The following is a 21,279-nucleotide window of genomic DNA, read 5'->3' on the forward strand; positions in this document are numbered from 1 at the left end:
TGCGGCCTATGAAACAAAAAAGCAGCAAAAGCATGAAGCCATTGCTGCACAGGATAACAATTTGATAAATCAACTCGTTTCCTAAAATTTTAAGGAAAAAACTTGTTTTTAGACACAGTACCTATGAGTAGTTGCGTGGGTTAGCACTTAACTTTGCAAGTACGCACCAAACTGAAAATCCGAAAGGATTTTCAGAAGTAGGCGAGAACAAGCAATTACTTATAGCCATTGTTGGGCATAGTTTTTATTAAAATGAGTTAATTACAGTTACACCACTGCTTTTAAACTTATTCATTTCAGGTAATATCTCTATACTTTCTTCAAGTGAAATAGTTTTCTCTAAAAGTTTATCAGGAGTTAGTTTTCCTGTTTTTATCATTTCTAAAATTTCGTGGTATTTGTATGCTTGCATACCGTGACTTCCTAATATTTCAAGTTCATCAGCAATTACTTTATCCATTGGTATTTGTGGATGTTTATGAGAACCAGCCATTAAGCCAACTTGTATATGTTTTCCTCTTTTTCGAAGATTAGAAATTGAGTTAAAGCAAGTTTCTTGATGACCTAAAGCATCTAGAGAAACGTGAGCACCTCCTTTAGTTAATTCCTTTATTTCTCCAATTATATCTTTTGAATTTTTACTATTAATTGTTTCTATGGCACCAAGTTCCTTTGCTAGATTTAAGGTTTTATCATTTATATCTACTGCAATTACTTGTGCACCTAAAGCATTTGCTATCATAATAGCAGATAAGCCAACACCACCACAACCGTGTACTGCAACAAATTCACCACCTTTTAACCCTCCTTGTTCAACAACAGCTCTAAATGAAGTTATAAATCTGCATCCAAGTATACAGGCAGTTTCATATGTTATTTCATCGGGTAACTTCACAAGGTTTAAATCTGCGTGATTTAAGGCCATATATTCTGCAAATGAACCCCAATGTGTAAATCCAGGCTGTGATTGATTGTCACAAACTTGGTGGTTTCCAGAATGACATTGATAGCAACTACCACATCCACCTACAAAAGGAACTGTAACACGGTCACCTATTTTAAAATTTTTAATATCCTTTCCAATTTCCACAATTTCTCCTGCTAATTCGTGTCCCGGAACGTGAGGTAATATTATATCACTATCGTGTCCTTGCCAAGCGTGCCAATCGCTTAAACACATACCTGTTGCTTTAATTTTTATTACTACTCCGTGACTTTTTGGTGTTGGATAGGAGACATTATTTATTTGAATTTTTCCTTTAAATTCCTCAAATACGGCTGCTTTCATTTTTTTTATATTTCTTCAAATTATGCCCAACGCCCCTGGTTAAAGCGAGTGGCCCTAAATCATGGTTTTATGGCGCCTCGGGAGTGTTTTGACTTTTGCTGGCCGAAGTTCCGCGAGCGCGCCCTGTCTGTGCTCGTATGGGTTATGGACCTAAGATAGTGAAAAAGTGCAAGGGAGAAACGCAAAAGGCGTATGCATGGGCGTTGGCAGGTATGAGCGGGCACGGGAGCGTTTGCAGTCTTGCGAACGCGCTGCTCGCGTTACCAAAGGTACATTTCTGCCAACGGTTGGGCTATGATTTCGTTGCGGCGATTTCCGTAGAAAATTGTCGGTTAGAAATCGGGCCCTGTTAATGGTTAATAGTTTTAAAGTTGGTCAGAATCTAGCAATGAATTATAGCCGGTGTTGGGCATAGTTTTTATTTAGTCATTTCATGAATAAAATCCATGTCAAACTGTTTGCCTTCTGAAAATGACTTACAGATATATTCAAGAACCTGTCCAATTTCAACCAGTTTTTCTCCATCCATATTCACAATTTTAAAGATATCGTTCTGATTGTAATTATATCCAAGACTAGATTGAATTCGATAGGCCAATTCCCACAGTTTGGAACTTGTCCGCAATCGCTCAGTTTCGGTCAAGTCCCGAGAATTAAGTCCGTCAATATGTAGTATTAATTCTGCAAACAGTCTTTGGTCAAAATCTCCGTCCTGATTTAGCTTTTCACAAAAAGAACCCTCTGATTGCTGGAGGTTTTCAAGGATCAAGTCCATTTGATTTAAATTATGCCCAACGGTCTTGTGTATGGGTCGTTGCGGGAAATCAGCTATGATTTTCCGCCGTTACCGAAAGATAGCAAATTGCAATGAATTCCGATTAGGAATTCAGCCGCAATGAGCTATACACGTCTTAAGTTTGATTCTAGTTATTTTAATGCAATAAACCAGAAAGAAAAAAGCGTAGAATAAGGTTAATATACACCGAGAAACCTAGATTTCGTCAACATTGATAATCCCTACGCTTTACTACTTTGAATTCGTTCAGTTCTATGAGACCTAGATCTCGCTTTCAAGTTGTGGAATACCCAGTAGCTTTTTCTTTCCAATTCATTTATCTATGGTTAAAAATAAAGATTTTGTAGGTGTCGATGTTAGTAAGGATACCTTGGATGTTTATGACGGAAACACTTTTTATCAAATCAAGAACAGTTACTCAGGTTTTAAAAAGCTGATGAAACTTAGTGGAGTACATTCGCAATTTGTAATGGAAGCCACGGGCTATTATCATTACAAGCTTGCATATTTCCTTCTGGAAAATGGCAGGGCGGTTTCAGTGGAGAATCCCTTGAAGGTAAAACGCTTTATACAGATGCGACTCAGTAAGGTGAAGACCGATAAGAGTGATGCCAAACAACTTTTTGAATATGGATCGAGCCAGAATCCCGATTTATGGAAGGGAGAAAGCAAATCACAGCAAGAATGTCTGCAAATAGTCCGTTTACTGGCCACTTACACAAAACAGACCACCCAATTAAAGAACAAGCTACATGGAGAAGCGGTTTTGGGAAACCCATCAAAATCGGTCGTCAATTCTTTAAGAAGACAATTACGCCATACCGAAAAGGAGATTGCAAAACTTGAAGGTGAATTGGAAGAAAAGGTAAGGCAGGTCAATGCAAAAGAACTTACCTTACTTAAATCAATTCCTGGAATAGGTAATAAATCGGCATTATTGCTTTTAGTTTTTACTGACGGTTTTAGACGTTTTGATACCTCAAGTGAACTATGCAGTTATGCCGGTCTTACTCCAACAATCAGAGAATCCGGTTCAAGTATCAAGGGAAGGCCAAGAATAAGCAAAATGGGTAATCCAAAACTCCGTAAATTACTGTTCATGTGTAGCTTTAATGCCTGTAAATATAATAGGGCCTGTAAGGCACTTTATGAACGATTGGTAGCCAAAGGCAAAAGCAAGAACTGGCTTTGATCGCCGTATGCAACAAACTACTCAAACAAGCTTTTGGCGTAGTAAAAAACGGACTTCCATATCATGAGAACTTTGTGTCAACATTGAGCTAAAAAAGCTTGTTTTTCACCTCAGTTCTTTGTTAGCCCACGTATTATTCAGTTCATCAATTGTATCAACAATAATTTTAATATATTCCTCTTTTGTTCCCTTTTTAGCTAAAACCTCTTCGCTATTTGCAATTCTTTTCATTATTTCATTTTTATATTCTGGATACATTTGTTTTCCCTTTCCTCCTAAGCGTTGGTGAATCATATCTAATTTCCAACTTAGGTTTTCAATTCTTTTTCTTGCTCCAAGTTGTGCGATATTTTCTGAAATAATTTGATAATCTTCGTGAGCTATACCATAAATTTTTTCTTCTGAAAATGGTGTATTAAAATCAGCCTGATTTTTAAATTTTTCAGAACCATAAAATTCTTTTACCATTCCTTTTAAATAGCTTTTCTTGAAATAAAAGAAAATTAGATACTCATCGATTATTAGAGAATATGGCCTTTCATAATATGGCGACCAATGTAGCCAAGTACTATATTTATCTGAAAAATTTGGTGAACGAACTACTTTGTAGCCGATATCAGATAAGTCCGAATCATACTTGTCAATTGTTAATTCGTTAATTTCTAAAACTAAATATTTGTCGAGTATTCTCCGTAATTTATTTTCTTCCTTGAGCTTAAGTTTAAATCCGCTATCGTCTTGAATAGACAACCTCCAAATAATTGATGCCCAAAATAAAAAGCTTAGAAATGGTCTTTTTTCACTAATGTAATTTTCACTTATTGAAGTGTTTTTATTTAAACTTTTCGAATATTCACTTTCGAAAGTCCCAAACCGTTTTTCACATCTTTTACAGAAATAATTATCCACAATTCCATCAATCTTATTGTTTTCAATTACTTCATCTGTGACTTCGCCATATACTTCTTCAAGTTTTTCGGGTAGAACAGCACTCCCAAAATAAGATTCGGTTGTGTCTTGAGTTATTCTGAAACCTAATTCTTTATCTCTAGCTCGAGTTCCAACTTCATTATCAATTCGTTTCATTAGAAAATGAGGTACAATGTGAGAACCTGTCTCGTCAGCTGGATTTTTGTCGCAAAGTAAGCAGTTTCTCATATGTAGGCTAACGGTCTGAATATGCGGAGTGCGGGATTTCAAAGCTCCAAGTTATCAAACCTATACAATGTTTTATAATTGTTATAAGCTTCAAATTATTAGCATCACCCCGCATTACGTATATTTTTTGTTGGCTGCTATGTTTTATTCCTCATTTTCAATTATCGTTGGGTATCGAGAACAGATTTCCATATATGTTGAAAATATTATTTCAAATATCAAATCCTTATATTCTTTCATAATTTCGGAATCAAGCTTAAAAGTTAATCCAACATTATATTTTCCACTATCCAAATATTTAATTAGGTCAGTATTAATCTTTGAGTTGTTGTGGACAATGATATTCCTTATGCAAGTGAACTTTTCTAATGCTTCTAATTCGCTTTTCTTTAGTTTTAAAATAATCTTAAACGGTTCTTTTTTCCATTTTTGTATAATTGATGATATCTTTTCATATCCAGACTTCTCCAGCTTTTCATCAATTATTTTTGATATTAATTTGTCATAGGATTCTGCTTGCAATATTTTATTTAGCGCAATTACTTTATCATCATTAGCAAGAAGACTTCTGTCATTTTCAAACAATATCCTCTGAACATCCTGAAAGTAACCTTCAAGATAGGAAAACAACGATATAAATTCTTGCTGATATAATACTTGTTGAAAATCAACGGAAGTAATATCTTTTTCCACAGTTTGCAAAAAGCTAATATTTTCAATTAATCGATAGGATTCTTTAGATAACCCTAATTTCTCATAGTGTTTCTCCGTCAGTAGATTAAATTGTTCTTTATCCAGCTGTTTTACAACCTTATTTAAAATAGTGCTGTCTTTTTTTAGCTTTTCCTTAGAATCCTTAGGCAAACTTCTTGGAAAGTCAGCAAATATTTCATTGCTATACATGCTAAGTTAATCTACTTTAGCCATATTAGCTTTCATATTCTGAAAAACCTTATCTAATCTATCTTTGAGTGCTTCTTGCATTATATATGTCTAGAATGATTGATTTGCAGTCCTCTTCAACATTACAGCCAACGCCCATGGTTAAAGCGAGCGGCGCTAAAACATGGTTTTATGGCGCCGTGGGAGCTTTGAGCCGTTCGTTTTGACCTTTGTTGGCAGGAGTTCCGCGAGCGTGCCCTGTTTGTGCTCCTATTGGCTGTGGACCTAAGATAGTGAAAAAGTGCAAGGGAGAAACGCAAAGTGTTAATGCTGTGACATTGAGAAATCCCTTTAATACACAACATAAAAGGCCAAGATCAATCAACCTATAACCGCTCATACCCTAAGGCATAGGTATGCTACCCATCTTTTAGAAAAAGGTGCCGATATTAGGGTCATCCAAAAATTGCTCGGGCACAACTCTATAAAAACGACTATGCTTTATACCCAAGTTTCGTCGCCTACCATACACCATATAGTAAGCCCTTTTGATGATTGAGTGGGGGCGGCATCGTTAAAATAAGCGCATAAAAAAACGGATTGCTTACCACAATCCGTTGATTTACAAAATCTTTGCTTTTGTAGCGAGAGAGGGACTTGAACCCTCGGCCTCCGGGTTATGAATCCGACGCTCTAACCAGCTGAGCTACCTCGCCTCTTGTTTTGAAAACGGCTGCAAATATAATGGTAAAATTCGGGTTCTTCAACACTACAACCATAAAAAATAATCTTTGGGTTTTATTTTTTTATCATAAGGAAATCTATATATTGCCCGTAAGAAACAAACGTTGAGAATGGAGGATAAGTTAAAATTTGAACTTGAATTTGTAATACAGGCTTCCCCGCAATTACTATATCAATATATATCGACCCCATCAGGTCTATCAGAGTGGTTTGCAGACAATGTAAACTCTAGAGGCGAAATTTTTACTTTCATTTGGGACGGTGCCGAAGAGCAGGCCAAATTGCTTAAGAGAAAAAGCGATGAGTTCGTGAAATTCTCATGGGTAGACAATGAAGATGGCTCTTTCTTCGAAATGAAGATCATTGTAGACGAAATCACCAAAGATGTGTCGTTGTTCATTACCGATTTTGCCGAAGAAGACGAAGACGAAGAAGCTAAAATGCTTTGGAGAAACCAGGTATCAGACCTAAAACAGGTTCTCGGATCCAAGTAGTCTCTTTACAGCATTAACCGTATCTTTGGGCCTTAAATTTTTTAAGGCTTTTTTTTATGGTTCAATTCAACGGTCGGTTGCTGGCAGATGACGATAATTTTTTAGGCTCGAAGAACAGGGGGCTGCGTTATGGCGATTCTTTGTTCGAAGCGCTGCGATCGATTAATGGGAAATTGATTTTTTGGGAAGACCATTACCTTCGGTTAATGGCATCGATGCGTATTCTACGAATGGAAATTCCGATGGAGTTTACTATGGAATACCTGGAGGAAAAGATTCTCGAGACCATTAGCGCCAATCAACTTGAAAAGGATGCGGCGAGGGTGCGGCTTACCATTTTTAGAAATGACGGTGGGCTCTACCTGCCCGAAACCAATAACGTATCGTTTTTGATCGAAACCTCACCTTTATCAAGTCCGTTTTATGTGCTTGACGATACTGCTTACGAGGTCGAGCTTTTTAAAGATTTTTATATCAACCCAGATATGTTATCGAACCTGAAGACCAATAATAAGATCCTTAATGTGGTCGGAAGCATTTTTGCCGAAGAAAATGGGTATCAGAATTGTCTGTTGATCAATAATCAAAAGCAAATAGTCGAGTTTTTAAACGGAAACATCTTTGTGGTAAAGGGCAATACCATTAAGACACCCCCGCTAGAACATGGCTGTTTGAACGGTATCGTGCGTAAGAAACTTATCGAAATTATCAAGAAGACCGAAGGTTGGGTTTTAGAAGAGAGTGCGGTTTCCCCGTTTGAGCTGCAGAAGGCCGATGAAATTTTTCTGACCAACAGCATTATGGGCATACGGCCCATTACCAAATACCGTAAAAAAACCTACACGAGCGATAAGGCCAAGTCGTTGGTCGGTAAGCTTAACGCAATGGCAAGGTTGACCTAAGAGTAAAATCTAGTTAAGACTGGGGTTCTCAGGTGAGTTCGACCATAATAGATAGCTTCCGCCCAGTTCGAGCATCTTTTCTTTCCAAAAGGCATCGGCCGATTTGTTGATAATGTCGCTTAGGTAGTCATTTCTAACCACGATCCAAGATTTAGACGAGAGTTCACGGTCGAGTTGTAACGAAGACCATCCTGAATAGCCGAGAAAAAAACGAATGTCGTGTTCAGAAATCACCTGCTTGTTGATCAAGTCGATGATTTTTTCAAAATCACCTCCCCAATAAATACCGTCAGATATTTCAATACTGTTTTCTATCAAATGCGGAACGCGGTGAATAAAATAAAGGTTGTCTTGCTCAACGGGCCCACCATTATATACCTGAAAGGGTATCGAAATTTCGCTGATCAAGTCGTTAATGAAGTACTCTAGGGGCTTGTTCAAGATAAAGCCCACCGAACCTTCGTCGTTATGCTCTGCCAGCAGAACCACCGACCTGTTGAACGACACGTCGCCGGTGAGTGCCGGTTCGGCAATCAATAACTTGCCCTTATTTGGTTTGAGGTCGGTCATAGCTTTGAGAAATAGTGCTAGTCAAAACTAAAATAAGATATTTCTTATAAAAATCAAGCAACAAGGCACAAAAAAAGCGTTTCCGAAGAAACGCTTTGCTATTATATTCTCTTGGCAGATTAGTTTACAGAGTTTGCCAAGTCTGAACCAGCTTTGAATTTTACAACATTCTTAGCTGCAATTTTGATAGTTTTTCCAGTTGAAGGGTTTCTACCTTCTCTAGCGTTTCTTTTAGAAACTGACCAAGATCCGAAGCCGACCAATGATACACGATCACCTTTTTTCAAAGAACCTTCAACGTTACCCAAGAAAGATTCCAATGCTTTTTTAGCTGCCGCTTTTGTGATGCCGGCATCTGCTGCCATAGCATCGATCAATTCTGTTTTGTTCATAATGTAATTAAATTAATTGTTGTTATAATAATTTAAATCGTCTAACAAATTTATACGGATTTGCTGTCAACGCAAGTAAAACGGGGGTAAATAGGGGTTTTTGTTGATAACTAAGGTGGTTTGTTAATAAAGTAGGGCTTTTTTTACTCGGCTCGGAGGCCAATAAAGACGGGGCTTTACAACATATGGGCATTTTTTGCCAAATCGATGCCGTTGAGCATATCTTGGGTTTTCATTCGTTTTTTACCCTGTAATTGTACTTCTAGCAAGTTGATAAAACCATCTTTGACCGCCACTTTCAGTTCTTTTTTGGTAGCCAAAATATGGCCTATCGTATGGTCGTGGGCCACTTTTTCGATTTCTGAGTCATAGATTTTGACCAAAATTTCGTCCGTACCATTGATTAGGGTAGTCCAAGCGGCAGGGTAGGGGCTTAACCCTCTTATATGGTTGTGAATGTTTTCTGGGGATGCCGACCAGTTCACTAGGCAGGTCTCTTTATGTATTTTAAAGGCTTCTTTCAATTCTGCGTTCATTGGCTGTCTTTCGGTCGAAACCGTACCCTGCTCTATTTCTTTTACGGTTTTGATCACCAAGTCTGCACCCAGATGCATGAGTTTGTCGTGCAGCATGCCTGCATTGTCATTGGGTGCTATAGATGTTTTTTCCTGAAGGATAATTTCACCGGTATCTATTTTCTCATCGATAAAGAAGGTGGTCGCCCCGGTTTCCGTTTCCCCGTTTATAATAACCCAATTAATCGGTGCCGCCCCCCGATATTGAGGAAGCAGGGAAGCATGAAGGTTAAAAGTACCGTACTCGGGCATGGCCCAGACCGCTTTAGGTAGCATTCGAAACGCAACCACTATCTGCAGATTGGCGTTCAAACTCTTGAGCTCTTCTAAAAACTGTTCGTTTTTTAAGTTGGTAGGCTGCAAAACCTTGAGGCCTTTTGATTCGGCGTATTTCTTAACGGCCGATTCCTGTAGTTTGCGACCCCTGCCGGCTGGCCTGTCGGGTGCGGTGATAACCCCAACAACATTATAATCGGCATCTACCAATTTTTCTAGGGTGGTTGCCGCAAATTCTGGGGTACCCATGAATACAATTCTTAAATCTTTCATATGTTATCTAGTGATTTTGAGCGACGCTACTTGCGTTTTAGCTCATACTGGTTTTGATGGTTAACTTTGATCTTGCCCTTCTCTAAAAGTATTTTTAAGGTGGTGAGCACCTCATTCTCGTCATAGCCCAATTGTTCGATAAGGTGACGTGATGTTTGTGCTTTTTCAGTAAGCCGTTTTAAAATAGCGACCTCTATAACATCTAGGTCAAGAGTATGTTTCTTTTTTGCCGAACATACGTCACAGATTCGGCAATCATCGGTTTTCCGTTCCCCAAAATAGGCCAATAATTGTTTCGACCTGCATACCTTATGGTTATTGATGTAGTCTAAAATCGCTTCTATTTTGGTGGCTTTTTGACTGTTCAGTTCTTTTACTTTATGACCAAATACGTTAATTGTTCGGTCATCTTCTCGTGGTACCAAAAAGGTCACCTCCAAATCGTTATGCTGATTTTTATACTCGATAATTTCATCTTTTTCTAATTTGGTCAATAAGGCAAGCACTTGTTCTTCGGGCATCGCTGATTTTTGACCTACTAATACGGTATTGATTTTTGTTTCAAAGTCAAAAATACCACCATAGGTGCGAAGAATGGTCTTGACCATTGTATCCATCTTCGGGTCGATTTCCAAATAGTCGAAAAGGTAACTTTTTTTCGCTATGAACTTTACCGAAGTTTTTTTTGAGAAGGTTTCCGAAAGCGATATGACCGAATATTGGTCTAAAACCTTTAGTGCATTGTAGGTCAAAAATGCGTTCAGACCGTAGGTAGAGACAAAATGATTGAAGTTTAATTGAAAATTCTCGGTATGTCCTTCCCCATATGATATTTGAAAGTAATTATTGAGTTTCTTGTAAATGGTCTTTAAAGAACTGGGGTCAGGCAATGACCCTAAAAATTGTTTTTTAAGAAGCTGTTGGTCATTGTGATCAATCAATAGAACGGCTTCTGATTTATTTCCGTTTCGCCCGGCCCGGCCCGCTTCTTGAAAATAGTTCTCAATACAGTCCGGTATCTGATAATGCACCACAAGCGAGACATCTGGCTTGTCCACCCCCATACCGAAGGCATTGGTGGCGACCATTACTTTGACCTTGTTGTCTAGCCATGCCTGTAACTTTTCTTTTTTTTCCTTTTGGGTAATACCTCCATGAAAATAAGAAGCGGAACAGCCTTGGGCATTGAGAAAATTGGCCAGTTCTAAGGTCAATCGCCTAGTTCTTACATAAACAATCGTACTTGAATGGCTCTTAAGGCAAAGGTTTTTTAGCTGATATCTTTTGTCTTCAGACTGCTTGACCTTAAAGGCTATATTGGTTCTTTCAAAAGAGTCTTTTACTACAAACTCATTGGCAAACTCCAGATTTGAAATAATATCCTGCGCAACTTTATCGGTGGCGGTGGCGGTAAGGGCTATCATGGGAACTTCGGGAAGCAGTTCTCTCAATTTCGCACATTCTAGATAGGCCGGTCTAAAATCATGGCCCCATTGCGATATGCAATGGGCCTCGTCGATAGCGATCAGGTTAATGTTCATCTGCCTGATTCGTTCCAAAACGACTTCTTGCTGTAGACGTTCGGGCGAGAGGTATAAAAATTTATAGCCGCCGTACAGGCAATTGTCAAGCAGGTTGAACAATTCTTCAAAAGAAATGCCGCCGGTTAAAGCGATGGCCTTAATGCCTTTTTCTTTCAGGGCATTTACTTGGTCTTGTATCAGTGCGATCAATGGCGATACAACGATACAAATACCGTCTCGTGCGAGTGCCGGTACTTGAAAGCATACCGATTTGCCACCGCCAGTTGGCAACAGGGCAAGTACGTCTCGGTTTTCGAGCACTGCACTTATAATTTTTTCTTGGGAACCTTTAAAACTTGAAAATCCCCAATTGCGATAAAGAATTTCTCTGGGGTCTAACAGCATCAAGTCAAATTTAAAAAGTCTAGAATAAAGTCGGTTCGCTCATCGATACTCGCTTTAGGGATCAGTTCTACCTGATACCCGAAATGAGTATATGTTTTTTTTAGGCTCTCAAAAATGTTTACTGATTCTTCGTAGGTTTCAAACCTTTCATTGTCGACCGCGTAAATTTCCTCCCAAGGTGGCATCAACAGAACATGCTCGTAGCGATAATCGTAACAGGGCTGTTCAAAAGCTTTATCATAGCTTTGGCCGAAACAGTTCATATACGAGTGTACATCGGGTATACCCCTGTCAAAGAAAGCTACTGGGCTGTCGGCGTCAAATGGGGTGTGGTATTGCTCGATGCGGCCGTCTAAAAGCATCTGGTTGAATTTTTTGGGATCCTTAACCGAAACAATGGGGTTGGTGGTAAAGTCGTTTTCTTCGCCCGCGTTTTTTTCGGCAGCGGTCATCGTTCGAATCAACTCATGTACACACGGGTACCCCTTTTGCTCAAGAGACTCGATAACCGATGTTTTACCCGTACTGGGGCCGCCTGTAATAACTACTTTTGTAAGATTCAATAGAAGTGTATTGTAGGCGCAAAAGTAATGAATCCGCAACTATTTTAAAATCGTATATTTAAGGATTACCTTTGCCCAAAACATAGTTATGGACCAGAAAAATTCAGAAGAATTTTATAGCCGTTTACGTGAACAACTAAAGGAAAGCACCTCTTGGCCATCCGATTATTTGTACAAATTTATAGTGCTCAGCGAGCCGGAGAAAATTGCTCAAATACATAAAATTTTTGATAATACCGGGGCAGTCATCGAATCGAAGCAATCAAAAAAGGGAAAGTACACCAGTGTTTCGGTTACCGTTAACCTAAAAAGCCCTGAGCAGGTCATTGAAAAGTATAAAGAGGTCGGTAAAGTTGAAGGGGTAATATCTTTATAAATAGCATTTCAGCCATAATTTTCTTAATTTGCAAGCGTTATTTGAGTACTTCCTTTTATTTTTAAGCAAAATATTTCAGATTGAATCCACCAGTAGAAAACCTAGAATATAATACCGAGCGGTCTAAGCTCATCATACCCGAATATGGTCGGCATTTTCAAAAAATGGTCGATTACGCCGTATCGATTGAAGATGAAGAAGAAAGAAATAGAATAGCCCAGGCTATTATCAGTGTAATGGGCAATATTCAGCCTCATTTGCGTGATGTGCCGGATTTTCAGCATAAACTTTGGGATCAATTGTTCATAATGTCTGATTTTAAATTGGATGTTAAATCTCCTTTCCCTATTACAAGTAAGGAAATTTTACAGCAAAGACCCGAACCGCTAGGTTACCCTCAAAACCACCCGAAATACAGGTTTTATGGTAACAACATCAAACGTATGATCGATGTGGCGGTAAAGTGGGAAAAGGGCGATATGCGTGATGGACTCGAGTATGCCATTGCCAATCACATGAAAAAGTGCTACCTCAATTGGAACAAAGATACCGTGGACGACAAGGCAATTTTTGACCATTTGTACGAACTAAGTGACGGGCAGATTGATTTAACGGGCGAGAACTTGACCGATAGCGGACAGTTTCTAAAAAATAAAGTCTCAAAATCACCTCGTAACTCGGGGAAAAAGAACCAAAGAAATAACAATAATCGCGGCAAAAAGCGATACTAATACCCTCAATCTTACATGGGCACCTTTAAAATTGAAGGCGGTCACTCCCTTTCCGGTGAAATAACGCCACAAGGGGCTAAAAATGAAGCCCTGCAAATACTTTGCGCCGTATTGTTAACGGCGGAAGAAGTAACTATTCATAACATTCCCAACATTGTCGATGTCAACAAATTGATTTCTATTTTGGAAGACCTTGGGGTCAAGATCCAAAAGAAGAGCAAAGGTAGCTATACCTTTAAGGCCGATGACGTCAATCTTGATTACCTACAGTCAGAGCAATTCAAGCAAGATGGGCGAGGGCTAAGAGGTTCGATTATGTTGGTGGGGCCATTGCTTGCCAGATTCGGAAAAGGATACATTCCTAAACCCGGCGGTGATAAAATAGGCCGAAGAAGACTTGATACGCATTTTGAGGGCTTTATAAATCTAGGCGCCAAATTTCGATACAACAAAGAAGAATACTTCTATGGGGTAGAGGCTAAAAAGTTGAAAGGCACCTACATGCTCCTAGATGAGGCTTCGGTAACCGGAACGGCTAATATTTTAATGGCCGCTGTGTTGGCAGAGGGTACAACAACCATCTACAACGCGGCATGTGAACCTTACCTTCAACAGCTTTGCAAGATGCTCAATCGCATGGGAGCAAAAATATCTGGCGTAGGCTCTAATTTATTGGTTATTGAAGGTGTCGATCAACTAGGTGGTACTGAACATACCATGCTGCCGGATATGATCGAAATCGGTAGTTGGATCGGGTTGGCGGCCATGACGCGCAGCGAATTGACCATCAAAAACGTAAGTTGGGACGACCTTGGGCAAATACCTACCGTTTTTCAAAAGTTGGGAATTCGGTTAGAGCGAAAAGGTGATGACATTTACATTCCCGAACATAAGAACGGTTACGAAATACAGAATTATATCGATGGGTCGATCCTTACCATTGCAGATGCACCTTGGCCAGGGCTTACGCCTGATTTGCTAAGTATTATTCTAGTGGTGGCCACGCAAGCTAAAGGTGAGGTTTTGATACATCAAAAAATGTTCGAAAGCCGTCTTTTCTTTGTAGACAAGTTGTTAGATATGGGGGCAAAAATTATATTGTGCGACCCACACAGGGCCACGGTTATAGGTCACGATTTTAAATCGACCCTGAAGGCGACTACGATGACCTCCCCCGATATTAGGGCAGGGGTGTCACTTTTGATAGCTGCTTTATCGGCAAAAGGTACTTCTACTATTCATAATATTGAGCAAATCGACCGTGGGTATGAAGATATAGATACCCGATTACGTGCCATTGGGGCCAAAATCACACGTGTCTAGACAGAACTACTACAAGAGGTGAATCCTCTTTAAGCTTAAAATAAAAATGAGGGTCCATACTGCGGTACGGACCCAATTTATTTTTACCAATCGGTGCAAGCTGTTCAAATCAAAATTTCCTCTAGAAATACTTCTGTGCTGAGGGGCAAAGTAGAATAAAGTGATTGCCCATTGAAATAGAATTAACACTAAAACGGTAGTGTTAACACCACTTATACGATTCGTAAATTGAAAAATAGCCAGCAACAATTGACCGAGCATAAGGGGAATTACCAGATAAGAAATTCTTTGCGTATAGATTCGGTGCCATTCGATTAGCTTCGTTTTTTGGGCATATCGAAAGCTTGGGTAAATAACTAGTTGAACCAGCCATATAAGTACAAAAAGGCCAAAATCAAACAGTGCTTGTAAAATTTCTAATTGCATTTATTTTTCTACCAGTGTTCCGTCAGGGTACTTGGCAAAACGCCCTCTTGAGCGCTCATGAACATGGTCTGGGTGTGGCCATGGCCAACCGCCGTATTGGGTCAGGCGGTATTCATCCATTGCTTTTGATATTTCTTCTTGGGTATTCATGACAAACGGGCCGTATTTGACTACTGGCTCGTCAATCGGTTTTCCTTGTAAAACCAATAATTTCGCAACACCGCTTAACGCTTCTAACTTGATTGCTTTCTCTGGATGCACCGAAATACCATGGTTAACATTTACTTCTTGATCGGAAACCGTTATTTGGTTCCCTTCATAGAAATAAATAGTTCTGTGAATACCTTCGGAAGCGGCCGGTAGGGTATAGGTGGCATTTGGCGGTAATGAAATGGTAAATATGCCTACTTCATTGGTATCATCATTGGCCCAGGAATCCGGTGGAGGCGCAAGAGCCTTCGTTTCATTTATTTTACCAGCTACCAGTTTAATCTCTACACCATTTTCATCGATAACAGGTATATCTTCATGCCATAACATCTTGAAATGAGGGTCTACGAACTTACTTTTTCTTGGGAGGTTCAACCAAATCTGAAAGAGCTCAAGGGTATTTTTCTGGTCAGTATGCAAAAGTGGAAACATCTCTGAATGTTGAACCCCACGCCCTGCTGTCATCCACTGAACGTCACCTAGTCCGAACCGTCCTGCAGCCCCCAACGAATCGGAGTGGTCACAAAAACCTTTATTGGCTATGGTTACGGTTTCGAACCCTCTATGCGGATGCGAAGGAAAACCCGGTACCGTATGCCCGTGGTACATGCGCCAATCTTGACTCGGGTCGAAATCGCTTCCTAAGTTTCTTCCCTCTAAATCGGCATCCGGAGACATATCCTCTTTACCTTTCGGAAAATGATCTAGATGATATACGCAGAAAAGAAAAGGGTCTTGGGTCTGCCAAGGAAATCCTAGTTTAAATACCTGTAGTACTTCATCGTTCATACTTAGGTCGTTTTTAGTTAGTGTTTAGCGGTATTAATTTCAATCCAATAGCCATCAGGGTCTTGAAGGTAAATCTGGCGAACGCCATCTGAACGCAAGGTTACGGCACTTTTCTTACCGGGCCAATCCCAATACGGCACCTTGTTTTTCTCTAGGTGGGCAATCATTCCATCTAAATCTTGGGTAGATAAACACAGATGCATTGACTTATTCTTTTCAAAAGGTGCAAACTCTTTTTCTATCAAATGAATCTGAGAACTTCCACTAACGATAAACCATCGAAAACCTGGGGCCTTGTCTGGGTGCGGTGTCTCTTCAAGCAATAATATTTTAGAATAGAAATCGGCGCTTTTATCAGAATCTTCGACTACCAACGAAAAATGGTCGATTTTAAAATCGAAAGATTGGGCTTGCACGTTCAAGGCAACAAGGGTAAGCAGTAGGGAACAAATAAAAATAGTTTTCTTCATGGCTTCATTTAATTGGATGGGTGAAGATAGCCATTTCACCACTTTTGCCCTTACGCTGACATCTTTTAAATGCGCCATTAGGCAATAAAAGGTACGGTAACAGAGTTTTATACAGGTTATCTCATTAAGTTGAACCGTTGAAAAACAGCACCTTAAACTACCAACATGACCAAAAACTACCTTTTTATCTTTTCATTAGCGGCTTTTACTCTTTTAACCAGTTGCAGTTCTACAAGTACCCTGACTATGGGGGTATTGGAACCTGCAAGGGTTACGGTACCTTCAAATGTAATGAAGGTCGGTCTGATCAATAGAAGTTTACCCTCTGAATCGAACAAAACAGCAGATAAGATTGATAAAATATTGTCTTTGGAAGGTTTAAATCTGGATAAGGAAGGAGCCGAAGCGGCCATTACCGGACTATACGATGAGCTTTCAAGACAAGAGAGATTCGATGAGATTCAAATAATCGACGGTATTGAGATACAGCGAAAAGGATTATCGGTCTTTCCCGCTCCGTTAAGTTGGGAACAGGTTCAGGAAATTTGCACGAATGCAGGTGTTGATGCCTTGCTATCGCTCGAAATGTATGATACCGATACCAAGTTTTCCTACGAGGGTACAATGGTTACCATTCCCAATAATTTGGGTATCAAGGCCTCTGTTCCAGGGCATCGGGTAACCTTAAACACTTTGATAAAAAGTGGATGGCGCGTTTATGATTTAGAAAATAAGCTGTTGTTAGACGAATTTAATGAGACCAATGAAGTGGTTTCGATAGGGGAAGGTATTAACCCTGTGAAAGCTGTGGAAGCCGTAATCGGTAGAAAGGAAGCTGTCTTGCAGAGTAGCACCCGTAGTGGCAGTGTGTATGCCAACGATTTGCGACCATTGAGAAAGAGGGTGGTCAGGGAGTATTTTGTTAGAGGAACCGATAATTTTAAGGTGGCACAGCGAAGGGCACAAACAGGTGATTGGGAAGGAGCAGCACAACTTTGGGAGAAAGAAGTTAATAACCCTGATATGAAAATTGCCGGTCGCGCGTGCTACAATATGGCCATTATCAATGAAATAAACGGAGATTTAAATGCCGCTATGGATTGGGCCTCTAAATCGTACACCGATTATGATATCAGCAACGCTTTGAGATATGTGAATATTCTGAAGAACAGACTTGCCAACAAAAGAATTATTGATCATCAACTAGCTCGATAAATCTAGCTTACGGCTTCTTTGTAAACTTTAAGACAGCGTTCACGGGCCTCTTTGTGGTCGACCATTTTTTCAACGTATTTATCGGAGTCGTGCTCAGGTACCCACTCCTGAATGTACTTCAATTTTTTGTCGAATTTATCTACTTGCGTCATCGGGTTAAATATTCTAAAATAAGGGGCCGCATCAACACCGCTACCTGCAGCCCATTGCCAGTTACCTACATTACTGCTCATTTCGTAGTCTAACAACTTTTCTGCGAAATAAGCCTCGCCCCACCTCCAATCGATCAACAAATGTTTGCAGAGAAAACTCGCTACCAACATGCGAACCCTGTTATGCATATAGCCTGTTTCATTTAGTTGGCGCATGCCGGCATCTACTAATTTGAAACCTGTTTCACCTTTTTTCCATTTTTCAAATTCCTTTTCCTTGTTTCTCCAGTCGATGCGGTCGTATTTCTTTTTAAAGGCTTCGTGAACCGTATGGGGGTAATGGTATAAAATCTGCATAAAAAACTCCCTCCAGATAAGCTCACTCCAAAAGACTTCATTTTTTTCTGCAATAGCTTTTTTGACCATTTTTCTCACGGAGACCGTTCCGAATCTTAGATGAGGCCCAAGCCTAGAGGTGCCATCATCTTTGCCAGGAAAGTTTCGAGTGTCTTCATAGTTTTGAATTAGGGTAGGGGTCACCGTAAAATCAGGAACTTCAATTTTAGATTTCTTAAAGCCTATATCGCTTAAAGATAAGTTGGGCAACCTCGTGTTTTTAATAAGATTGCTAAGATATTGACTGGTGTAGTGTATGGTCAAGTGTTGATCGGCGTCAAACTTCTCTTTCCACTTATTCTTGTATGGCGTATAGACGATATAGGGATCTCCGTCATCTTTCACTACCTCTTCTTTCTCAAAAATCACTTGGTCTTTAAAGGTTTCAAAATCTATTTCATGCTCCCCTAATAGTTTTTTTATTTTCTCGTCTCTTTCTTTTGCATAGGGTTCATAATCGTGGTTGGTAAAGACCTTCTTGATTTTATGTTCAGAGATTAGTGTTTTGAAAATATTTTCAGGCGCACCATGATATATGGCAATAGAGCTTTCACAGTTTTCTTGAAGCTCGTTACGCATTGCCTGTAATTTTTCATGAATAAAGGTGACCCGGGCATCGTCTTCGGGTAATTTATCCAATATTTCTTCATCGAAAATGAAAATGGGCATTACGCGATGCTCTCCCTTTAGGGCAGATAAAAAACCTACATTGTCATCAAGACGTAAGTCTCTTCTGAACCAAAAAATCGAAATAGGGTCATTCATATTTATATCCTTCTACTTTACCAATACTAAAATTTGAAGCTAGTGTATATTAAGCGTTGACATACCACCATCAATTCTAAAAATTTGTCCCGTTACCCAGCTACTTTTGTCTGAAAGTAGGTAGCTGGCCAATTGAGCGATATCTCCAGTATGCCCAATTCTTTTGAGTGGATGTCTTTCGGCCATTTGCTCTTTCTTTTTATCATTGTTCAATAGTTTTTCGGCCAAAGAAGTATCAACAAGAGACGGGGCGATTACGTTCACCCTGATCTTAGGGGCATATTCGGCGGCCAGAGATTTGGCAAATCCTTCAATGGCACCTTTGGCACTTGCAATACTTGTATGAAAGGGCATGCCTTTCTCTACTGCTACCGTACTGAACAATACAATGGAACTACCTTCTTTCATACGCCCGATGATATCTTTGAGGCTATTGACCATGCTAAAAAAATTGATTTGCATATCCTCTTGAAAGCTTTCCGAACTCATCATCTTAAAAGGCCTTAAATTGATGCTTCCCGGAAAATAAACAAAACCATCTAGAGAGTCAGGTAAGTTTTGTTCGCTTAGATGATCTTGAGTGGCATCAAAGGCGATATGCTCAACATTTAAACCTGAAAGCTGGTCATTACTACGTGAAGCTACAAATAAGTGATGCTTCTCGTGGAACAATTTCACCAAGGCCAAGCCCATACCCTCTGAGCCGCCTATGAACAAATAATTCCTTTTCATGTCTTTAAATTAAAATTAGGTTATGACTACAACTTTACGGGTTAAATGCCCACTATTTTAAGTTCGTTTTCCTGATCGGGAATAGTACCAAAAAGCTCTTTGAGTTTTTGCTCTCGGAAGTGAAATATTTGCTGTAATTGCTTTTTTATGATCAGCGGGTGAGCCATTTGACCTAAAATACCGAAAGGTAATTTGTAATCGATCACATCTTCCATCTCGACGCCCATTTCGACCGGTTTGATAAAATGCTTGTGGTGCCAAAGCTCATAGGGCCCAAATCGTTGTTCATCGACAAAGTATTCTTCTTCCACCACATGGGTTATCTCAGTGACCCATCTGGTCTTGAAAAATGGAAAAGGTTGAACAATGTATTGTATGATTTGCCCGGGAAACATGGGGCGTTCACCACCCGATAGTATTTCGAACCCCATATGTTGGGGTGTTATTACTTGCAAGTTTTTCGGGTCCGATAGAAAATCCCAAGCCTCTTTTTTTGAGATAGGCAGAATTTGCTTTGCGTAAAGTTGATATAGTTTCATAATCTTCTTCAAAAATAAAAGCTATTTTGTTTATCAAAAAATTAAATTGTTTAAACAAATACTATTTTATTTGAAAGAGTTCATTTTTAATGCTATCGATTGTGTCATAATAGCTTAGAGTTGTACAATAATCGGATACTAGCGAAACTATTAGATAGTCGGTTTTTAAGGATTTCTTAACAAATGCGGTTTTACTTTATAAGTAGTTTTGAAAAAACTCTAAATCAATTCAGATGAAAAAATTAGTACTTTCAGCCACGGCCATCGCCTTTTCCTTTTTCTTACAGGCCCAAATAAATACCCCGGCGCCCAGCCCATTTTCAAAAACGGAACAGAAGGTAGGACTTACGGATGTAACCTTGGAATATTCACGCCCTTCTATGCGAGGACGTACCATTTTTGGAGGCCTTGAAGAATATGGTGAGTTGTGGAGAACCGGTGCCAATGCTCGAACCAAAATTACATTTAGCGATGACGTTACCGTAGATGGTCAGCAACTGAAAGCAGGGTCATATTCGATCTATACAAAACCGGGTCAACAATCATGGGAAGTTTTCTTTTACACCGAAGCCGATGGTGGGGGGTACCCTCAGCAATGGGATGATAGTAAGGTAGCTGCAAAAACAACGGTAGAAACTTTTCAATTACCTGTAGACATCGAAACTTTCACCATAACTTTTGATGATCTTACCAGCAATTCCGCGAATTTAGGAATTATGTGGGAGCGTACCTATGTGGCCATTCCTATAGAATTTCCAACCGATAAAAAGGTGATGGAGAGCATCGAGAGTGCAATGTCCGGAAGTCCAAAGGCCAATGACTACTATGCTGCCGCCACCTATTATTTTAGCGAAGGTAAAGACGTTTCCCAAGCAGATAAGTGGATGGACAAAGCTATGGAAATGACCGAAGAGCCTGCTTTTTGGCAATTAAGGCAACAATCATTGATCAAAGCCAAGGCCGGAGATAAAAAAGGTGCAATCAAAGCTGCAAAGGCTTCATTGGCAAAAGCTAAAGAAGCGGGTAACGATGACTATGTAAAAATGAACACAGCCTCTCTACAAGAATGGGGAGCTAAGTAAAGTGACATAGATAGTTTATCAAAATGCCCCAGAAATGGGG

The 21,279-nt window shown here is 39.6% G+C and carries 22 protein-coding genes, 1 tRNA gene and 1 pseudogene; 9 read left to right on the plus strand and 15 right to left on the minus strand.

The window, feature by feature from the left end; genetic code table 11:
* Positions 1–247: 247 nt before the first annotated feature.
* Both IL356_RS08750 and IL356_RS08755 read right to left on the minus strand, forming a co-directional pair.
* A complete protein-coding gene (locus IL356_RS08750) occupies positions 248–1,288 on the minus strand; it encodes a zinc-dependent alcohol dehydrogenase family protein (protein ID WP_121849365.1) in 1,041 nt (346 codons plus the stop codon).
* 418 nt (positions 1,289–1,706) lie between these two features.
* Complete coding sequence (locus IL356_RS08755; protein ID WP_121849363.1) at positions 1,707–2,063, minus strand: hypothetical protein; 357 nt, start codon at positions 2,061–2,063, stop codon at positions 1,707–1,709.
* A 343-nt stretch (positions 2,064–2,406) separates the two neighbouring features.
* Between IL356_RS08755 and IL356_RS08760 the strand changes: the two are divergent.
* Positions 2,407–3,368 (plus strand): annotated as a pseudogene (locus IL356_RS08760) (IS110 family transposase).
* 13 nt (positions 3,369–3,381) lie between these two features.
* Here IL356_RS08760 and IL356_RS08765 read toward each other — a convergent pair.
* Both IL356_RS08765 and IL356_RS08770 read right to left on the minus strand, forming a co-directional pair.
* A complete protein-coding gene (locus tag IL356_RS08765) occupies positions 3,382–4,362 on the minus strand; it encodes a hypothetical protein (RefSeq protein WP_121849362.1) in 981 nt (326 codons plus the stop codon).
* 216 nt (positions 4,363–4,578) lie between these two features.
* Positions 4,579–5,337 (minus strand): hypothetical protein, encoded by a 759-nt coding sequence (locus IL356_RS08770; protein ID WP_121849361.1) that lies wholly within the window; start codon positions 5,335–5,337, stop codon positions 4,579–4,581.
* A gap of 355 nt (positions 5,338–5,692) precedes the next feature.
* Here IL356_RS08770 and IL356_RS08775 point away from each other — a divergent pair, with 355 nt between their 5' ends.
* Positions 5,693–5,875, plus strand: coding sequence for a tyrosine-type recombinase/integrase (locus IL356_RS08775; RefSeq protein ID WP_121849360.1), 183 nt, complete (start codon positions 5,693–5,695; stop codon positions 5,873–5,875).
* A gap of 83 nt (positions 5,876–5,958) precedes the next feature.
* On the opposite strand, the gene IL356_RS08780 is transcribed toward IL356_RS08775, so the two are convergent.
* A tRNA-Met gene (locus tag IL356_RS08780) sits at positions 5,959–6,032 on the minus strand.
* A gap of 138 nt (positions 6,033–6,170) precedes the next feature.
* Between IL356_RS08780 and IL356_RS08785 the strand changes: the two genes are divergently transcribed.
* On the plus strand, positions 6,171–6,554 hold the full coding sequence (locus IL356_RS08785; RefSeq protein ID WP_121849359.1) for an START-like domain-containing protein: 384 nt from the start codon (positions 6,171–6,173) through the stop codon (positions 6,552–6,554).
* A 56-nt stretch (positions 6,555–6,610) separates the two neighbouring features.
* Entirely contained in the window at positions 6,611–7,456 is an 846-nt protein-coding gene (locus IL356_RS08790) for an aminotransferase class IV (RefSeq protein ID WP_121849358.1), read from the plus strand.
* A 9-nt stretch (positions 7,457–7,465) separates the two neighbouring features.
* On the opposite strand, the gene IL356_RS08795 is transcribed toward IL356_RS08790, so the two are convergent.
* The 5 genes from IL356_RS08795 to IL356_RS08815 all read right to left on the minus strand — a co-directional run bounded on the left by IL356_RS08795 (position 7,466) and on the right by IL356_RS08815 (position 12,033).
* Positions 7,466–8,026 (minus strand): YqgE/AlgH family protein, encoded by a 561-nt coding sequence (locus tag IL356_RS08795; RefSeq protein ID WP_121849357.1) that lies wholly within the window; start codon positions 8,024–8,026, stop codon positions 7,466–7,468.
* A gap of 119 nt (positions 8,027–8,145) precedes the next feature.
* Entirely contained in the window at positions 8,146–8,418 is a 273-nt protein-coding gene (locus tag IL356_RS08800; protein WP_072994911.1) for an HU family DNA-binding protein, read from the minus strand.
* A 176-nt stretch (positions 8,419–8,594) separates the two neighbouring features.
* Entirely contained in the window at positions 8,595–9,542 is a 948-nt protein-coding gene (gene fmt, locus IL356_RS08805) for a methionyl-tRNA formyltransferase (RefSeq protein ID WP_121849356.1), read from the minus strand.
* A 26-nt stretch (positions 9,543–9,568) separates the two neighbouring features.
* Positions 9,569–11,470: a RecQ family ATP-dependent DNA helicase gene (locus IL356_RS08810; RefSeq protein WP_121849355.1), complete on the minus strand. Its 1,902-nt coding sequence runs from the start codon at positions 11,468–11,470 to the stop codon at positions 9,569–9,571.
* Positions 11,470–12,033: an AAA family ATPase gene (locus tag IL356_RS08815; RefSeq protein WP_121849354.1), complete on the minus strand. Its 564-nt coding sequence runs from the start codon at positions 12,031–12,033 to the stop codon at positions 11,470–11,472. The genes IL356_RS08810 and IL356_RS08815 overlap by 1 nt, the downstream gene beginning before the upstream one ends.
* Before the next feature lie 88 nt (positions 12,034–12,121).
* On the opposite strand from IL356_RS08815, the gene IL356_RS08820 reads away from it, so the two are divergent.
* The 3 genes from IL356_RS08820 to murA all read left to right on the plus strand — a co-directional run bounded on the left by IL356_RS08820 (position 12,122) and on the right by murA (position 14,463).
* Positions 12,122–12,409, plus strand: coding sequence for a DUF493 domain-containing protein (locus IL356_RS08820; RefSeq protein WP_121849353.1), 288 nt, complete (start codon positions 12,122–12,124; stop codon positions 12,407–12,409).
* A gap of 80 nt (positions 12,410–12,489) precedes the next feature.
* On the plus strand, positions 12,490–13,140 hold the full coding sequence (locus IL356_RS08825) for a DUF4290 domain-containing protein (RefSeq protein ID WP_121849352.1): 651 nt from the start codon (positions 12,490–12,492) through the stop codon (positions 13,138–13,140).
* Positions 13,141–13,155: 15 nt separating this feature from the next.
* Positions 13,156–14,463: a UDP-N-acetylglucosamine 1-carboxyvinyltransferase gene (gene murA, locus IL356_RS08830; protein ID WP_121849351.1), complete on the plus strand. Its 1,308-nt coding sequence runs from the start codon at positions 13,156–13,158 to the stop codon at positions 14,461–14,463.
* Between the two features lie 426 nt (positions 14,464–14,889).
* Here murA and IL356_RS08835 read toward each other — a convergent pair whose 3' ends face one another.
* Positions 14,890–15,888 carry a pirin family protein gene (locus tag IL356_RS08835; RefSeq protein WP_121849349.1) on the minus strand — a complete coding sequence of 333 codons (999 nt, stop codon included), beginning with the start codon at positions 15,886–15,888 and terminating at the stop codon, positions 14,890–14,892.
* 17 nt (positions 15,889–15,905) lie between these two features.
* Complete coding sequence (locus IL356_RS08840) at positions 15,906–16,358, minus strand: VOC family protein (protein WP_121850734.1); 453 nt, start codon at positions 16,356–16,358, stop codon at positions 15,906–15,908.
* Between the two features lie 165 nt (positions 16,359–16,523).
* Between IL356_RS08840 and IL356_RS08845 the strand changes: the two genes are divergently transcribed.
* Entirely contained in the window at positions 16,524–17,573 is a 1,050-nt protein-coding gene (locus IL356_RS08845) for a DUF6340 family protein (protein ID WP_121849348.1), read from the plus strand.
* 2 nt (positions 17,574–17,575) lie between these two features.
* Here the strand turns inward: IL356_RS08845 and IL356_RS08850 are convergent, their stop codons facing one another.
* Genes IL356_RS08850 through IL356_RS08860 form a run of 3 tightly spaced genes read right to left on the minus strand, consistent with a single transcriptional unit; the run spans position 17,576 to position 20,157 of the window.
* Positions 17,576–18,886: a cryptochrome/photolyase family protein gene (locus IL356_RS08850; RefSeq protein WP_121849347.1), complete on the minus strand. Its 1,311-nt coding sequence runs from the start codon at positions 18,884–18,886 to the stop codon at positions 17,576–17,578.
* 39 nt (positions 18,887–18,925) lie between these two features.
* Entirely contained in the window at positions 18,926–19,618 is a 693-nt protein-coding gene (locus IL356_RS08855) for an SDR family NAD(P)-dependent oxidoreductase (protein ID WP_121849346.1), read from the minus strand.
* 41 nt (positions 19,619–19,659) lie between these two features.
* Complete coding sequence (locus IL356_RS08860) at positions 19,660–20,157, minus strand: SRPBCC family protein (protein ID WP_121849345.1); 498 nt, start codon at positions 20,155–20,157, stop codon at positions 19,660–19,662.
* A 233-nt stretch (positions 20,158–20,390) separates the two neighbouring features.
* Here IL356_RS08860 and IL356_RS08865 point away from each other — a divergent pair, with 233 nt between their 5' ends.
* Complete coding sequence (locus IL356_RS08865; RefSeq protein ID WP_121849344.1) at positions 20,391–21,239, plus strand: DUF2911 domain-containing protein; 849 nt, start codon at positions 20,391–20,393, stop codon at positions 21,237–21,239.
* The last annotated feature ends 40 nt before the right edge of the window (positions 21,240–21,279 follow it).

Source organism: Euzebyella marina (assembly GCF_014855515.1).
GTDB lineage: Bacteria > Bacteroidota > Bacteroidia > Flavobacteriales > Flavobacteriaceae > Euzebyella > Euzebyella marina.

Bases quoted from the DNA above. Each gene is read 5' to 3' on its own strand.
- IL356_RS08750 (WP_121849365.1), bottom strand. From the start codon at position 1,288: ATGAAAGCAGCCGTATTTGAGGAATTTAAAGGAAAAATTCAAATAAAT.
- IL356_RS08755 (WP_121849363.1), bottom strand. From the start codon at position 2,063: ATGGACTTGATCCTTGAAAACCTCCAGCAATCAGAGGGTTCTTTTTGT.
- IL356_RS08765 (WP_121849362.1), bottom strand. From the start codon at position 4,362: ATGAAACGAATTGATAATGAAGTTGGAACTCGAGCTAGAGATAAAGAA.
- IL356_RS08770 (WP_121849361.1), bottom strand. From the start codon at position 5,337: ATGTATAGCAATGAAATATTTGCTGACTTTCCAAGAAGTTTGCCTAAG.
- IL356_RS08785 (WP_121849359.1), top strand. From the start codon at position 6,171: ATGGAGGATAAGTTAAAATTTGAACTTGAATTTGTAATACAGGCTTCC.
- IL356_RS08790 (WP_121849358.1), top strand. From the start codon at position 6,611: ATGGTTCAATTCAACGGTCGGTTGCTGGCAGATGACGATAATTTTTTA.
- IL356_RS08795 (WP_121849357.1), bottom strand. From the start codon at position 8,026: ATGACCGACCTCAAACCAAATAAGGGCAAGTTATTGATTGCCGAACCG.
- IL356_RS08800 (WP_072994911.1), bottom strand. From the start codon at position 8,418: ATGAACAAAACAGAATTGATCGATGCTATGGCAGCAGATGCCGGCATC.
- fmt (WP_121849356.1), bottom strand. From the start codon at position 9,542: ATGAAAGATTTAAGAATTGTATTCATGGGTACCCCAGAATTTGCGGCA.
- IL356_RS08810 (WP_121849355.1), bottom strand. From the start codon at position 11,470: ATGCTGTTAGACCCCAGAGAAATTCTTTATCGCAATTGGGGATTTTCA.
- IL356_RS08820 (WP_121849353.1), top strand. From the start codon at position 12,122: ATGGACCAGAAAAATTCAGAAGAATTTTATAGCCGTTTACGTGAACAA.
- murA (WP_121849351.1), top strand. From the start codon at position 13,156: ATGGGCACCTTTAAAATTGAAGGCGGTCACTCCCTTTCCGGTGAAATA.
- IL356_RS08835 (WP_121849349.1), bottom strand. From the start codon at position 15,888: ATGAACGATGAAGTACTACAGGTATTTAAACTAGGATTTCCTTGGCAG.
- IL356_RS08840 (WP_121850734.1), bottom strand. From the start codon at position 16,358: ATGAAGAAAACTATTTTTATTTGTTCCCTACTGCTTACCCTTGTTGCC.
- IL356_RS08845 (WP_121849348.1), top strand. From the start codon at position 16,524: ATGACCAAAAACTACCTTTTTATCTTTTCATTAGCGGCTTTTACTCTT.
- IL356_RS08850 (WP_121849347.1), bottom strand. From the start codon at position 18,886: ATGAATGACCCTATTTCGATTTTTTGGTTCAGAAGAGACTTACGTCTT.
- IL356_RS08855 (WP_121849346.1), bottom strand. From the start codon at position 19,618: ATGAAAAGGAATTATTTGTTCATAGGCGGCTCAGAGGGTATGGGCTTG.
- IL356_RS08860 (WP_121849345.1), bottom strand. From the start codon at position 20,157: ATGAAACTATATCAACTTTACGCAAAGCAAATTCTGCCTATCTCAAAA.
- IL356_RS08865 (WP_121849344.1), top strand. From the start codon at position 20,391: ATGAAAAAATTAGTACTTTCAGCCACGGCCATCGCCTTTTCCTTTTTC.